This is a genomic window from Shigella flexneri 2a str. 301 (assembly GCF_000006925.2).
Taxonomy (GTDB): domain Bacteria; phylum Pseudomonadota; class Gammaproteobacteria; order Enterobacterales; family Enterobacteriaceae; genus ECMA0423.
In genome coordinates this window covers 2452012-2465878 of the sequence record NC_004337.2, presented here as the reverse complement: position 1 = coordinate 2465878, position 13867 = coordinate 2452012, and the positions used below count along the sequence as shown (strand labels likewise).

Below are 13867 nucleotides of genomic sequence, written 5' to 3'. Positions count from 1 at the left end.
GTTTCATTCGGTGAATGGATAAGGCACAATGCCGGCCACCGTTTTCTTTCTCTGGTTTCAGATGAAAGAAAACGGGCGAATCTGGTTAACAAAAGCGGTGCAATATGCAAGTTTTTATCATGCGTCACGGCGACGCAGCCCTCGATTCCGCCAGTGATTCGGTTCGTCCTCTGACCACTAATGGTTGTGACGAATCTCGCCTGATGGCGAACTGGCTGAAAGGTCAAAAAGTGGAAATCGAACGCGTTCTGGTGAGCCCGTTCCTGCGAGCCGAGCAAACACTGGAAGAAGTAGGGGATTGTCTGAACCTGCCTTCCAGTGCAGAAGTTCTGCCGGAGTTAACGCCCTGCGGCGATGTTGGTCTGGTCAGTGCCTATTTGCAGGCGTTGACCAATGAAGGTGTTGCTTCGGTACTGGTGATCTCTCACTTACCGTTAGTCGGGTATCTGGTTGCCGAGTTATGTCCGGGCGAAACGCCGCCTATGTTTACCACCTCGGCCATTGCCAGCGTAACGCTTGATGAAAGCGGAAACGGTACATTCAACTGGCAGATGAGCCCGTGTAATCTGAAGATGGCAAAAGCTATCTGATGTGTTCCAAATTATGCCCAATGAGGTAGATTCATTGGGCATAATTGCTCATTAGGCAGCGGATATCTGTCAACCTCACTACTATCGAAGACTCTCCTTATCTATAAATAAAACACTTTCTACATTCATTCGGAAATTATTCTTCTACGCGTATCTTGATTTTGCCCAAAGTTACATGTTGAAATGAATAATATCTGTTTGACACTCATTGTCATTTATTAATACAGATAATAGAGAAAATAGAGTTGAATAATCAGGCAGGATGTAATTGAAACTTGATTAAATTCTGGCTATAGTGTTTATATATTATATTGTCAAAAGTGGATAAATGCCAATCGCATTATATGTTCATTGTTTGTTTTTTAAGCTGTTGATATTCATTATTGATATACTTTCTATTTTTTCTAAATACTTATTCCGTATTTTTTAAGGATGTCCTGGTAATGCTGCCAACTTACTGATTTAGTGTATGATGGTGATTTTAAGGTGCTTGCGTGGCTTCCATTTCCATCAGATGTCCTTCCTGCTCCGCTACTGAAGGCGTGGTGCGTAACGGCAAAAGCACTGCCGGACATCAGCGCTATCTCTGCTCTCATTGCCGTAAAACATGGCAACTACAGTTCACTTACACCGCCTCTCAGCCCGGTACGCACCAGAAAATCATTGATATGGCCATGAATGGCGTCGGATGTCGCGCCAGTGCACGCATTATGGGCGTTGGCCTCAACACGGTTTTACGTCACTTAAAAAACTCAGGCCGCAGTCGGTAACCTCGCGCATACAACCGGGCAGTGATGTGATTGTCTGCGCTGAAATGGACGAACATTGGGGCTACGTCGGTGCTAAATCACGTCAGCGCTGGCTGTTTTACGCGTATGACAGGATACGGAGGACGGTTGTGGCGCACGTCTTCGGTGAACGCACTCTGGCCACACTGGAGCGTCTTCTGAGCCTGCTGTCGGCCTTTGAGGTCGTGGTATGGATGACGGATGGCTGGCCGCTGTATGAATCACGCCTGAAGGGAAAGCTGCACGTTATCAGCAAGCGTTACACTCAGCGCATTGAGCGACATAATCTGAATCTGAGACAACATCTGGCAAGGCTGGTACGGAAGTCACTGTCGTTCTCAAAATCGGTGGAGCTGCATGACAAGGTCATCGGGCATTATCTGAACATAAAACACTATCAGTAAGTTGGAGTCATTACCGGATGTCCTTAAGATAACCTTTCTTCTGTCAATATATTAATTAAATCTACATTTACTCTTTAGTAAAATTAAATTGGATCAGGGGTGTGGAAACATCACTATGCGGCCCCACACCAATGAATACAATTTTCTACGACCTGTTCTTTTTGGGTCGCATGCCGTATTCAATGGCTGGGTATAAACATTGGCTATTGACTGAATCAATGTATTGCAATGTTTATATTTTTAATTATTTATAGTTTAAGGACAAATAATGAGTAAGTTTGTTAAAACAGCTATTGCTGCGGCAATGGTGATGGGCGTGTTCACCTCTACGGCAACAATCGCTGCGGGTAACAACGGTACTGCACGTTTTTACGGCACCATTGAAGACTCAGTGTGTTCTATCGTTCCGGACGATCACAAACTGGAAGTTGATATGGGTGATATCGGTGCCGAAAAACTGAAAAATAACGGCACCACCACGCCGAAAAGTTTCCAGATTCGTCTGCAAGATTGCGTATTTGATACTCAGGAAACAATGACCACTACCTTTACTGGTACCGTTTCTTCTGCAAATAGCGGCAATTATTACACCATTTTCAATACCGATACCGGTGCGGCATTTAACAATGTTAGCCTGGCGATCGGTGACTCTCTGGGTACCTCTTACAAAAGCGGCATGGGTATTGACCAGAAAATAGTGAAAGACACTTCTACCAACAAAGGCAAAGCGAAGCAGACACTGAACTTTAACGCCTGGCTGGTCGGCGCAGCTGATGCGCCAGATCTGGGTAATTTTGAAGCAAATACCACCTTCCAGATTACTTACCTGTAAGGCATACCCCCATAGCGACACTGCTATGGGGGATTTAAATGTATTTTGACCGAACAAGAATAAAAACGGATAGAAACGTGTATGCCTGACCATTCTCTTTTTCGATTACGGATTCTTCCGTGGTGCATTGCGCTGGCAATGTCAGGGAGTTATAGCAGTGTCTGGGCTGAAGACGACATTCAGTTTGATTCCCGTTTTCTGGAATTAAAAGGCGACACAAAAATTGATATGAAGCGTTTTTCCAGCCAGGGATATGTTGAGCCCGGAAAATACAATTTACAGGTTCAACTAAATAAACAGCCATTGGCGGAAGAGTACGATATTTACTGGTATGCTGGTGAAGATGACGCGAGCAAAAGCTATGCTTGTCTGACACCGGAACTGGTAGCGCAGTTTGGTTTAAAAGAAGACGTGGCGAAAAATCTGCAATGGAGCCACGATGCTAAATGCCTGAAATCCGGTCAACTGGAAGGCATGGAAATTAAGGCTGATTTAAGCCAGTCCGCATTAGTCATTTCACTGCCACAGGCTTACCTCGAATATACTTATCCCGACAGGGATCCGCCTTCACGTTGGGATGACGGCATCTCCGGGATCGTCGCGGACTACAGCATCAACGCACAAACCCGGCACGAAGAAAATGGCGGTGATGATAGTAACGAGATCAGCGGCAACGGGACGGTTGGGGTTAACCTAGGGCCGTGGCGTATGCGTGCTGACTGGCAGACTAACTATCAACATACTCGCAGTAATGATGACGATGAATTCAGCGGCGATGAAACTCAAAAAAATGGGAGTGGAGTCGCTACTATGCCAGGCGGGCGTTACCATCATTAAAAGCCAAACTGGCGCTGGGCGAGGATTACCTCAGATCCGATATTTTTGATGGTTTTAACTATGTTGGTGGCAGTGTCAGTACTGACGATCAAATGTTGCCTCCCAATCTGCGCGGCTACGCGCCAGACATTTCCGGCGTGGCACACACCACAGCAAAAGTGACCGTCAGCCAGATGGGGCGTGTGATTTACGAAACGCAGGTTCCGGCTGGACCGTTTCGTATTCAGGATCTTGGTGATTCTGTCTCCGGTACGTTGCATATTCGCATTGAAGAACAGAACGGCCAGGTGCAGGAATATGACATCAGCACCGCCTCGATGCCATACCTCACTCGTCCAGGTCAGGTTCGCTATAAGATCATGATGGGCCGTCCGCAAGAGTGGGGACACCATGTCGAGGGTGAATTTTTTTCTGGTGCTGAAGCTTCCTGGGGGATCGCTAACGGCTGGTCGTTATATGGCGGCGCACTGGGAGATGAAAACTATCAGTCTGCGGCGCTTGGTGTCGGTCGCGATTTGTCTACATTCGGCGCGGTCGCGTTTGATGTTACTCACTCGCACACCAAACTGGATAAAGACACCGCTTATGGCAAAGGTTCGCTGGACGGTAACTCCTTCCGTGTGAGTTATTCCAAAGACTTTGACCAGCTCAACAGCCGCGTTACTTTTGCTGGATATCGCTTCTCGGAAGAGAACTTTATGACCATGAGCGAGTATCTGGATGCCAGTGACAGCGGAATGGTACGCACGGGCAACGACAAAGAGATGTACACCGCCACTTATAACCAGAACTTCCGCGATGCGGGTGTTTCGGTTTATCTCAACTATACCCGCCATACCTACTGGGATCGCGAGGAGCAGACAAACTACAACATCATGCTCTCGCACTATTTCAATATGGGCAGTATTCGTAATGTCAGCATCTCGATGACTGGCTACCGTTACGAGTATGACAACCAGGCCGACAAAGGCATGTACATTTCGCTCAGTATGCCGTGGGGCGACAACAGTACCGTTAGCTATAACGGTACTATGGCAGTGGGACGGACAGCAGTCAGGTCGGTTATTTCAGCCGTGTCGATGACGCGACTCACTATCAGTTGAACGTCGGCACCAGTGACAAACACACCAGCGTTGACGGCTATTACAGCCATGATGGTTCGCTGGCGCAGGTTGACCTCAGTGCGAACTACCATGAAGGGCAATACACCTCTGCGGGCTTGTCGTTACAGGGCGGCGCAACGCTTACTGCCCACGGTGGCGCACTTCACCGTACCCAGAATATGGGCGGGACACGCTTGTTGATTGATGCCGATGGCGTTGCCGATGTTCCGGTAGAAGGTAACGGTGCTGCTGTTTATACCAATATGTTTGGTAAAGCCGTCGTTTCTGACGTCAATAACTATTACCGCAATCAGGCGTATATCGACCTCAACAAACTGCCGGAAAACGCCGAAGCAACCCAGTCGGTGGTACAAGCCACGCTAACTGAAGGGGCGATTGGCTACCGCAAATTTGCCGTCATCAGTGGTCAAAAAGCGATGGCGGTGCTGCGTTTACAAGACGGCAGCCATCCTCCGTTTGGCGCAGAAGTAAAAAATGATAACGAGCAGACAGTGGGCCTTGTCGATGATGACGGCAATGTTTATCTGGCTGGAGTGAAACCTGGCGAACACATGAGTGTGTTCTGGAGTGGTGTTGCGCATTGCGATATCAACCTGCCGGACCCGCTGCCTGCCGATCTGTTTAACGGCTTGTTACTGCCATGCCAGCATAAAGGCAACGTCGCGCCGGTTGTTCCTGATGACATAAAGCCTGTCATTCAGGAGCAGACGCAACAGGTGACACCCACCAATCCCCCTGTTTCTGTTTCAGCTAACCAATAACGTGATTAAGGAATGATCCATGTCTGATTTACTTTGCTCTGCCAAATTGGGTGCTACGACGCTAGCGTTACTGCTTAGCGCTGCCAGTTTGTCTGCCCAGGCTTCTGTAACGCCAGATCGTACCCGTTTGATATTTAATGAAAGCGACAAATCAATCAGCGTGACGTTGCGCAATAACGATCCGAAACTGCCTTATCTGGCCCAAAGCTGGATCGAAGATGAAAAGGGTAACAAGATCAGTTCACCGTTAACTGTTCTGCCACCGGTGCAACGCATCGATTCAATGATGAACGGGCAGGTAAAAGTGCAGGGAATGCCGGATATCAACAAATTGCCTGCCGATCGTGAAAGCCTGTTCTACTTCAACGTGCGTGAGATCCCGCCAAAATCAAACAAAGCCAACACGCTGCAAATAGCACTACAAACGCGTATTAAGTTGTTCTGGCGACCGAAGGCGCTGGAGAACGTCAGCATGAAAAACCCCTAGCAATATAAGATTACTTTAACCCGCAACGGTCAGGAATTTACCGTCAATAACCCGACGTCGTATTACGTCATTTTCAGTAATGCCAGCACACAGAAAAATGGCAATCCGGCAGCCGGTTTCTCGCCAATAGTGATGTCGCCGAAAACCTCTGCACCGCTGAATGTGAAGATGGGTAGCGTGCCGGTACTGACCTATGTCAACGACTATGGCGCTCGGATGCCGCTCTTTTTCACTTGCAACGGTAACAGTTGCTAGGTCGATGAAGAGCAGAGCCGCAAAGGCTGAGGCCGGGAGAGCCAGTATGAAAGGATCTTGTTCTGTCTGGGCGGTAACTGGGTTACTGATATGTTGTGTTGGTAGCGGCTTTGCAGTTGCAGCGAGTAAGTCAGTAAGTATGAATTTACGGGTGCTTGTCGATGCCCCTCCTCCTTGTACGGTAAATGGTGCGGCAGTTGAGTTTGGTAATGTATTCATTAATAAGATCAATAGGGTTGATTATAAACGTCCCATTGACTACTCGCTTGTTTGTAACAATCTGGCAATGGATGACCTGCGTCTACAGATGCAGGCGACAACGGTCGTGATTAACGGTGAAACAGTTATCAGCACGGGTATTCCTGGGTTTGGTATTCGGGTTCAGAAAAGTAGTGATCACACAATACTCGACTTAACCTCTGGCTCATGGTTGCCATTTAATTTTTCCTCGGGAGTTCCCGTTCTGGAAGCTGTGCCGGTGAAACAGAGTGGTACAACGTTAGCGGCAGCTGAATTTAACGCCAGTGCCACAATTGTGGTGGATTACCAATGAAACGGATCTCGCTTATTTTGCTGTGGGGCTTTTGCTCGATGGCACTCTCAAACGTCTCTTTTCACGGTTATTTAGTGCAGCCGCCTAACTGCACGATTAGCAACGCTCAAACCATTGAAATAACTTTTCAGGATGTGCTTATTGATGACATTAATGGCAGCAATTATGAGCAAACCGTGCCGTATTCCATTACCTGCGATACGGCGGTTCGCGACCCATTAATGGAAATGACCTTGAGCTGGAGTGGCACACCAAGCGATTTTGATAATGCTGCAGTAAGCAGCAATATCACTGGTTTAGGCATTCAGCTCAAACAGGCAGGGCAGAGTTTTACGATCAATACGCCACTTGTGGTGAATGAAACCGATTTACCGGTGTTAACGGCTGTGCCAGTAAAAAAGAGTGGTGTCATTCTGCCAGAGGCGGACTTTGAGGCCTGGGCCACGTTACAGGTAGATTACCAATGAAGAAAAAGCGTACGTTGTTTTTTATTAGTAGCCTGATGTTGCTGGGCAGTGGAACCACAATAGCAGGAGATAATTTGCACTTTACCGGCAATTTAATCAGTAAATCGTGTACGCCAGTGATTAATGGTAGCCAGTTGGCAGAAGTACATTTTCCTGCCATTGCCGCCAGTGATTTAATGAACCTTGGGCAGTCAGAGCGAGTGCCATTGGTGTTTCAATTGAAAGATTGTCATAGTTCTACATTGTTTAATGTCAAAGTAACGTTGACAGGAACAGAAGATAGTGCTCTACCCGGCTTTCTGGCCTTTGACTCCTCGTCATCAGCATCCGGCGCTGGGATTGGTATTGAAACTGCGGCAGGCACATCGGTGCCAATCAACAATACAACAGGCGTCACGCTCCCGCTGAATCAGGGAAATAACAGCCTAAATTTTAATACCTGGTTACAGGCAAAGAGCGGGCGAGATGTAACGTCCGGAGACTTTAGTGCCACAGTGACGGCAACCTTTGAGTATTTCTGAAATGAAAAAATGGACCATAATTTTCGCGAGCCTAATGCTGCTCGTTCTGAGTGTTGTCGGCGCATCTAAGAGTTATGCTGGAGATAAACTTATGAGTGCGAGTTTTGACAGTGTGAGAGTTTATTATGCCATGGACAAGGTAACCGGTGCTGTAGCGAGCAGTGTTTTCAATGTTACGGTGATAACGCCAAAGGAGGTTGCATATGGGAAATATGATTCTTTTGCGTATAAAGGCGATACGTTGCGGGTTATTTCCTGGTCTGGGTCGGGTTCAGCTCCAACTTTGGTACTGACTGACTTTGATACAATTAATAACTCAAATTGCCCTGGCATAGATACGAAAATTTTTCGTTGTGCATATATGACGTTTAAAATTACCGTTGCATCTGATGATTATGGTTGCCCTTGGATCGCATCCTTTTATTCCTATACAGATTTACCCGGATTTGGAAGCTATACGGCCCCTACAGTGCATAACACAATATGCCCAACGATACCGGTCGCTTCATACGATATCTCCTGGAGTGAAAATTATGTCAGCCATAATAAGGCGTTACGAATTCAGTCCACGGGGTCAACAGTGACCACCACGCTTTCGACCTACCTGATGGAAGGCGGCAGACTCTGTGATGGCAGTAATTTTTCTGATAATGATGGCAGAGGAGCATACTGCCGCGCGGTATCAGAATTGTTAACCTTTACCTCTTACGGTTGTGATAAATCAACGGTAACGGTTACGCCAACTCGTCATCCGGTAACGGATAAAGTACTACACGATATTGTGGTGAATGTGAATACCAGTAGTGGGCAACCGATTGATTCGACGTGTCGTTTTCAGTATGTATTGAATGAACTGAAGTTCGTAGTATTGCTCTGATGCGTCTTATCAGGCCTACGAAGTGAATTGCAATTTATTGAATTATCACATATTTGTAGGCCGGATAAGGCGTTTACGCTGCTCCGGCATTTGCTGCCAGCATTCAGGGCAACTCCGGCGGCAACCACTCTTCCACTTCAATCAACACCAACAAAGCCGCATCACCGCCGTACTCTTTCGGTGCCTGGTGAAATGCCATCACATGCGGATGTTGTGCCAGCCACAGCGGTGTTTGTTGCTTCAAAATATGCTTCCCGTGCCCATGCATCACGCAGGCACAAAACACATGTTCGCGGCGACAGGCGGCAATCAACGCGCCCAGTTCCTGCTTGGCCTGCAGCTGCGTCAGACCGTGTAAATCCAAAAACAATTCCGGTGAATAATCGCCGCGGCGCAGTTTCTTCGCCTCAAAATGGCTGACATCCGGGCGAACATATTTCACCGGACCTTCGGTATTTAATAACGGCTGAAACTCATCGGAGAAATAATGGCTGGCATCAGCCTGCTCCTGGATCAAGCGTTTCACCGGCACTTCGCTGATTTTTTTACGCTGCGGTCGGTGGACAATCGTGTCCTGCTTAATCTTGCGAGTCCCCGCCATCAACTGGCGAAACAGAGCCTGGTCCTCCTCGCTAAGTGTTGTTTTCTTTTTCATTTATCTGTCTCTATTTCTAATTTTCCTACAGTTTACCCGACTCGTAGCACAATCGATCGTTTTAAACGTATTTTTCCTCACTCACCGCGCGTGAATGCTGATTTATCGTCATCTTCATGGCAAACTAGCCGCCGAAATTATTGCGATCATGCCCTGGAGGAATACGTGGATAAAATTTTCGTTGATGAAGCAGTAAATGAGCTGCAAACCATTCAGGACATATTGCGCTGGTCGGTAAGCCGCTTCAGCGCGGCAAATATCTGGTACGGTCACGGCACCGATAACCCGTGGGATGAAGCCGTACAGCTGGTGTTACCATCGCTCTACCTGCCGCTGGATATCCCGGAAGATATGCGCACCGCGCGTCTGACCTCCAGCGAAAAACACCGTATTGTTGAACGCGTGATCCGCCGCGTCAACGAGCGCATTCCGGTGGCTTACCTGACCAACAAAGCCTGGTTCTGCGGTCATGAATTTTACGTCGATGAACGCGTGCTGGTGCCGCGCTCGCCGATTGGTGAACTGATCAACAATAAATTTGCCGGACTCATCAGCAAGCAACCGCAGCATATTTTAGATATGTGTACCGGTAGCGGCTGCATCGCCATTGCCTGTGCTTATGCCTTCCCGGAAGCGGAAGTCGACGCGGTAGATATCTCTCCCGACGCGCTGGCGGTTGCCGAACAGAACATCGAAGAACACGGTCTGATCCACAACGTCATTCCGATTCGTTCCGATCTGTTCCGTGATTTGCCGAAAGTGCAATACGATCTGATTGTCACTAACCCGCCGTATGTCGACGCGGAAGATATGTCCGACCTGCCAAACGAATACCGTCACGAGCCGGAACTGGGCCTGGCATCTGGCACCGACGGCCTGAAACTGACGCGTCGCATTCTCGGTAACGCGGCAGATTACCTTGCTGATGATGGCGTGTTGATTTGTGAAGTGGGCAACAGCATGGTACATCTTATGGAACAATATCCCGATGTTCCGTTCACCTGGCTGGAGTTTGATAACGGCGGCGATGGTGTGTTTATGCTCACTAAAGAGCAGCTTATTGCCGCACGAGAACATTTCGCGATTTATAAAGATTAAGTAAACACGCAAACACAACAATAACGGAGCCGTGATGGCTGGAAACACAATTGGACAACTCTTTCGCGTAACCACCTTCGGCGAATCGCACGGGCTGGCGCTCGGCTGCATCGTCGATGGTGTTCCGCCAGGCATTCCGCTGACGGAAGCGGACCTGCAACATGACCTTGATCGTCGTCGCCCTGGGACATCGCGCTATACCACCCAGCGCCGCGAGCCGGATCAGGTCAAAATACTCTCCGGTGTTTTTGAAGGCGTTACTACTGGCACCAGCATTGGCTTGTTGATCGAAAATACCGACCAGCGTTCTCAGGATTACAGCGCAATTAAAGACGTCTTCCGTCCAGGCCATGCTGATTACACCTACGAACAAAAATACGGTCTGCGCGATTATCGCGGCGGTGGACGTTCTTCCGCCCGCGAAACCGCCATGCGCGTGGCGGCAGGGGCGATTGCCAAAAAATATCTCGCCGAGAAATTTGGTATTGAAATCCGCGGCTGCCTGACCCAGATGGGCGACATTCCGCTGGAAATCAAAGACTGGTCGCTGGTTGAACAAAATCCGTTCTTCTGCCCGGACCCCGACAAAATCGACGCGTTAGATGAACTGATGCGCGCGCTGAAAAAAGAGGGCGACTCCATCGGCGCGAAAGTCACCGTTGTTGCCAGTGGTGTCCCCGCCGGACTTGGCGAGCCGGTCTTTGACCGCCTGGATGCCGACATCGCCCATGCGCTGATGAGCATCAACGCGGTGAAAGGCGTGGAAATTGGCGACGGTTTTGACGTAGTGGCGCTGCGCGGCAGCCAGAACCGCGACGAAATCACCAAAGACGGTTTCCAGAGCAACCATGCGGGCGGCATTTTCGGCGGTATCAGCAGCGGGCAGCAAATCATTGCTCATATGGCGCTGAAACCGACCTCCAGCATTACCGTGCCGGGGCGCACTATTAACCGCTTTGGCGAAGAAGTTGAGATGATCACCAAAGGCCGTCACGATCCCTGTGTCGGGATCCGTGCAGTGCCGATCGCTGAAGCGATGCTGGCGATCGTTTTAATGGATCACCTGTTACGGCAGCGGGCGCAAAATGCCGATGTGAAGACTGATATTCCACGCTGGTAAAAAATGAACAAAACCGCGATTGCGCTGCTGGCTCTGCTTGCCAGTAGTGCTAGCCTGGCAGCGACGCCGTGGCAAAAAATAACCCAACCTGTGCCGGGTAGCGCACAATCGATAGGCAGTTTTTCTAATGGCTGTATTGTCGGCGCTGACACGTTGCCGATACAGTCCGAACATTATCAGGTCATGCGTACCGATCAGCGTCGCTATTTCGGTCACCCGGATCTGGTGATGTTTATCCAGCGTCTGAGTAGCCAGGTGAGCAATCTGGGCATGGGTACGGTGCTGATTGGCGATATGGGGATGCCCGCTGGTGGGCGTTTCAACGGCGGTCATGCCAGCCACCAGACCGGACTGGATGTCGATATCTTTCTGCAACTGCCGAAAACTCGCTGGACCTCCGCGCAGCTCTTGCGCCCGCAAGCACTGGACTTAGTTTCCCGCGACGGTAAACACGTTGTCTCCACGCTGTGGAAGCCAGAAATTTTCAGCTTGATCAAACTCGCCGCCCAGGACAAAGACGTCACGCGCATTTTTGTTAATCCGGCGATTAAACAACAACTTTGCCTTGATGCGGGCACCGATCGCGACTGGTTGCGCAAAGTGCGACCCTGGTTCCAGCATCGCGCGCATATGCATGTACGATTACGTTGCCCTGCCGATAGTCTGGAGTGTGAAGATCAACCTTTACCGCCATCAGGCGATGGTTGCGGGGCAGAACTGCAAAGCTGGTTTGAACCTCCAAAACCGGGAACAACAAAGCCTGAGAAGAAGACACCGCCTCCGTTGCCGCCTTCCTGCCAGGCGCTACTGGATGAGCACGTGATCTAATGGAAACGTTTAATAGCCTGTTTATGGTTTCTCCGCTGTTGCTGGGAGTTCTCTTTTTTGTCGCCATGCTGGCGGGATTTATCGACTCGATTGCCGGTGGCGGTGGGTTACTCACCATTCCGGCATTGATGGCTGCGGGAATGTCTCCCGCTAACGCGCTGGCAACCAATAAACTGCAAGCCTGCGGCGGCTCTATTTCCGCCACTATCTACTTTATTCGCCGCAAAGTGGTTAGTTTAAGCGATCAGAAACTCAATATTGCCATGACCTTTGTCGGCTCAATGAGCGGCGCACTGTTGGTACAGTACGTTCAGGCTGATGTCTTACGGCAGATTTTGCCCATTCTGGTGATTTGTATCGGCCTCTATTTCTTGCTGATGCCAAAGCTGGGTGAAGAAGATCGCCAGCGCCGGATGTACGGTTTACCCTTCGCGTTAATTGCCGGTGGCTGCGTCGGTTTTTATGACGGATTCTTTGGCCCGGCTGCCGGATCGTTTTACGCGCTGGCCTTCGTTATGCTGTGCGGATTCAACCTCGCCAAAGCCACGGCTCACGCCAAATTACTCAACGCAACGTCAAACATTGGCGGTCTGCTGCTGTTTATTCTCGGCGGCAAAGTGATTTGGGCGACGGGCTTTGTCATGCTGGTGGGGCAGTTCCTCGGCGCGCGCATGGGTTCACGGTTGGTGTTGAGCAAAGGACAAAAGCTGATCCGCCCGATGATTGTTATCGTCTCGGCGGTGATGAGTGCCAAATTACTTTACGATAGCCACGGACAGGAGATCCTCCACTGGTTGGGGATGAACTAATGAACAGTACACACCACTACGAGCAGTTGATTGAAATTTTTAATAGCTGCTTTGCCGATGAATTTAATACCCGTCTGATTAAAGGCGACGACGAACCGATCTATCTTCCTGCTGATGCGGAAGTACCGTATAACCGAATCGTCTTTGCTCATGGCTTTTATGCCAGCGCAATTCATGAGATTTCGCACTGGTGTATTGCCGGAAAAGCGCGCCGTGAGCTGGTTGATTTCGGCTACTGGTATTGCCCGGACGGACGCGATGCCCAGACGCAAAGCCAGTTTGAAGATGTTGAAGTGAAGCCGCAGGCGTTCGACTGGTTATTCTGCGTGGCGGCTGGATATCCGTTTAACGTCAGTTGCGACAATCTGGAAGGGGATTTCGAACCGGATCGTGTGGTGTTTCAACGGCGGGTACATGCGCAGGTGATGGATTATCTGACAAATGGCATTCCGGAACGCCCGGCACGCTTCATTAAAGCACTACAAAATTATTATCACACGCCGGAACTTACGGCGGAACAGTTCCCGTGGCCGGAAGCGCTCAACTGAAGCCAGCGCCACGTTTTACAATGAGGAAAGAAGATGATCGCGGAGTTTGAATCACGCATTCTGGCATTAATCGACGGCATGGTTGACCATGCCAGTGATGATGAGTTGTTTGCCAGTGGGTATTTGCGTGGCCACCTGACATTAGCCATCGCAGAACTGGAAAGTGGTGATGACCACTCCGCTCAGGCGGTGCATACGACCGTTAGCCAGAGTCTGGAAAAAGCCATTGGTGCCGGTGAATTGTCGCCGCGTGACCAGGCGCTGGTGACCGATATGTGGGAAAACCTGTTTCAGCAGGCGTCACAGCTGTAAG

At 49.5% G+C, this 13867-nt stretch carries 15 protein-coding genes, 2 pseudogenes and 3 other annotated features; of the genes and pseudogenes, 16 read left to right on the top strand and 1 reads right to left on the bottom strand.

Translation table 11 applies throughout. The features are described from left to right. Positions 1–104 precede the first annotated feature (104 nt). From SF2418 to SF2408, 10 genes and pseudogenes are all read left to right on the top strand, one after another. On the top strand, positions 105–590 hold the full coding sequence (locus SF2418; RefSeq protein ID NP_708222.1) for a phosphohistidine phosphatase: 486 nt from the start codon (positions 105–107) through the stop codon (positions 588–590). A 439-nt stretch (positions 591–1029) separates the two neighbouring features. Beyond that, positions 1030–1797, top strand: a mobile genetic element. Then, positions 1085–1360: an insertion element IS1 protein InsA gene (gene insA, locus SF2417; RefSeq protein NP_708221.1), complete on the top strand. Its 276-nt coding sequence runs from the start codon at positions 1085–1087 to the stop codon at positions 1358–1360. (Overlaps the previous feature by 276 nt.) Beyond that, a complete protein-coding gene (gene insB / locus SF2416) occupies positions 1387–1782 on the top strand; it encodes an insertion element IS1 protein InsB (RefSeq protein ID NP_708220.1) in 396 nt (131 codons plus the stop codon). It lies within the feature at positions 1030–1797. 253 nt (positions 1798–2050) lie before the next feature. Further along, positions 2051–2614, top strand: coding sequence for a fimbrial-like protein (locus SF2415; protein ID NP_708219.1), 564 nt, complete (start codon positions 2051–2053; stop codon positions 2612–2614). An 81-nt stretch (positions 2615–2695) separates the two neighbouring features. Then, positions 2696–4427: a sequence feature (Similar to Escherichia coli K12 outer membrane protein gi: 1788679 (579 aa). BLAST with identity of 97% in 577 aa. This CDS contains an in-frame stop codon. The sequence has been checked and is believed to be correct.), on the top strand. Beyond that, positions 2696–5336, top strand: a pseudogene (gene yfcU, locus SF2414). Its footprint overlaps the feature before it by 1732 nt. 19 nt (positions 5337–5355) lie before the next feature. Next, positions 5356–6108, top strand: a sequence feature (Similar to Escherichia coli K12 chaperone gi: 1788677 (251 aa). BLAST with identity of 88% in 250 aa. This CDS ontains frameshift. The sequence has been checked and is believed to be correct.). Beyond that, a pseudogene (yfcS, locus tag SF2412) lies at positions 5356–6108 on the top strand. It overlaps the preceding feature by 753 nt. Next, positions 6083–6631 (top strand): minor fimbrial subunit, encoded by a 549-nt coding sequence (locus SF2411; RefSeq protein ID NP_708217.1) that lies wholly within the window; start codon positions 6083–6085, stop codon positions 6629–6631. The pseudogene yfcS and the gene SF2411 overlap by 26 nt, the downstream one beginning before the upstream one ends. Further along, positions 6628–7098, top strand: a complete 471-nt coding sequence (locus SF2410) for a minor fimbrial subunit (RefSeq protein ID NP_708216.1) — start codon at positions 6628–6630, stop codon at positions 7096–7098. Before SF2411 ends, SF2410 begins: the two co-directional genes overlap by 4 nt. Next, entirely contained in the window at positions 7095–7619 is a 525-nt protein-coding gene (locus SF2409; RefSeq protein NP_708215.1) for a fimbrial-like protein, read from the top strand. The genes SF2410 and SF2409 overlap by 4 nt, the downstream gene beginning before the upstream one ends. Next, complete coding sequence (locus tag SF2408) at positions 7606–8496, top strand: hypothetical protein (RefSeq protein ID NP_708214.1); 891 nt, start codon at positions 7606–7608, stop codon at positions 8494–8496. Before SF2409 ends, SF2408 begins: the two co-directional genes overlap by 14 nt. Before the next feature lie 103 nt (positions 8497–8599). Here the strand turns inward: SF2408 and SF2406 are convergent, their stop codons facing one another. Continuing rightward, on the bottom strand, positions 8600–9151 hold the full coding sequence (locus SF2406; RefSeq protein ID NP_708213.1) for a hypothetical protein: 552 nt from the start codon (positions 9149–9151) through the stop codon (positions 8600–8602). 165 nt (positions 9152–9316) lie between these two features. On the opposite strand from SF2406, the gene yfcB reads away from it, so the two are divergent. From yfcB to SF2401, 6 genes are read left to right on the top strand one after another with little or no spacing between them, the layout of a single operon-like run. Continuing rightward, the gene (gene yfcB / locus SF2407) at positions 9317–10249 is read left to right on the top strand and encodes a N5-glutamine S-adenosyl-L-methionine-dependent methyltransferase (RefSeq protein NP_708212.2); all 933 of its coding nucleotides are present in this window, start codon (positions 9317–9319) and stop codon (positions 10247–10249) included. Between the two features lie 34 nt (positions 10250–10283). Then, positions 10284–11369, top strand: a complete 1086-nt coding sequence (aroC, locus tag SF2405) for a chorismate synthase (RefSeq protein NP_708211.2) — start codon at positions 10284–10286, stop codon at positions 11367–11369. A gap of 3 nt (positions 11370–11372) precedes the next feature. Then, positions 11373–12197, top strand: coding sequence for a penicillin-insensitive murein endopeptidase (mepA, locus tag SF2404; protein NP_708210.1), 825 nt, complete (start codon positions 11373–11375; stop codon positions 12195–12197). Beyond that, entirely contained in the window at positions 12197–13006 is an 810-nt protein-coding gene (gene yfcA / locus SF2403; RefSeq protein NP_708209.1) for a hypothetical protein, read from the top strand. The genes mepA and yfcA overlap by 1 nt, the downstream gene beginning before the upstream one ends. Further along, positions 13006–13554, top strand: coding sequence for a transporting ATPase (locus SF2402; RefSeq protein ID NP_708208.1), 549 nt, complete (start codon positions 13006–13008; stop codon positions 13552–13554). The genes yfcA and SF2402 overlap by 1 nt, the downstream gene beginning before the upstream one ends. A gap of 33 nt (positions 13555–13587) precedes the next feature. Then, the gene (locus SF2401) at positions 13588–13866 is read left to right on the top strand and encodes a hypothetical protein (protein ID NP_708207.1); all 279 of its coding nucleotides are present in this window, start codon (positions 13588–13590) and stop codon (positions 13864–13866) included. Position 13867: the final 1 nt, after the last annotated feature.

What these genes read in the sequence shown, in the direction of transcription:
- SF2402 (NP_708208.1), top strand. Translation starts at nt 13,006, where the DNA reads ATGAACAGTACACACCACTACGAGCAGTTGATTGAAATTTTTAATAGC.
- SF2415 (NP_708219.1), top strand. Translation starts at nt 2,051, where the DNA reads ATGAGTAAGTTTGTTAAAACAGCTATTGCTGCGGCAATGGTGATGGGC.
- mepA (NP_708210.1), top strand. Translation starts at nt 11,373, where the DNA reads ATGAACAAAACCGCGATTGCGCTGCTGGCTCTGCTTGCCAGTAGTGCT.
- SF2406 (NP_708213.1), bottom strand. Translation starts at nt 9,151, where the DNA reads ATGAAAAAGAAAACAACACTTAGCGAGGAGGACCAGGCTCTGTTTCGC.
- aroC (NP_708211.2), top strand. Translation starts at nt 10,284, where the DNA reads ATGGCTGGAAACACAATTGGACAACTCTTTCGCGTAACCACCTTCGGC.
- yfcA (NP_708209.1), top strand. Translation starts at nt 12,197, where the DNA reads ATGGAAACGTTTAATAGCCTGTTTATGGTTTCTCCGCTGTTGCTGGGA.
- SF2409 (NP_708215.1), top strand. Translation starts at nt 7,095, where the DNA reads ATGAAGAAAAAGCGTACGTTGTTTTTTATTAGTAGCCTGATGTTGCTG.
- SF2418 (NP_708222.1), top strand. Translation starts at nt 105, where the DNA reads ATGCAAGTTTTTATCATGCGTCACGGCGACGCAGCCCTCGATTCCGCC.
- SF2410 (NP_708216.1), top strand. Translation starts at nt 6,628, where the DNA reads ATGAAACGGATCTCGCTTATTTTGCTGTGGGGCTTTTGCTCGATGGCA.
- SF2411 (NP_708217.1), top strand. Translation starts at nt 6,083, where the DNA reads ATGAAGAGCAGAGCCGCAAAGGCTGAGGCCGGGAGAGCCAGTATGAAA.
- SF2401 (NP_708207.1), top strand. Translation starts at nt 13,588, where the DNA reads ATGATCGCGGAGTTTGAATCACGCATTCTGGCATTAATCGACGGCATG.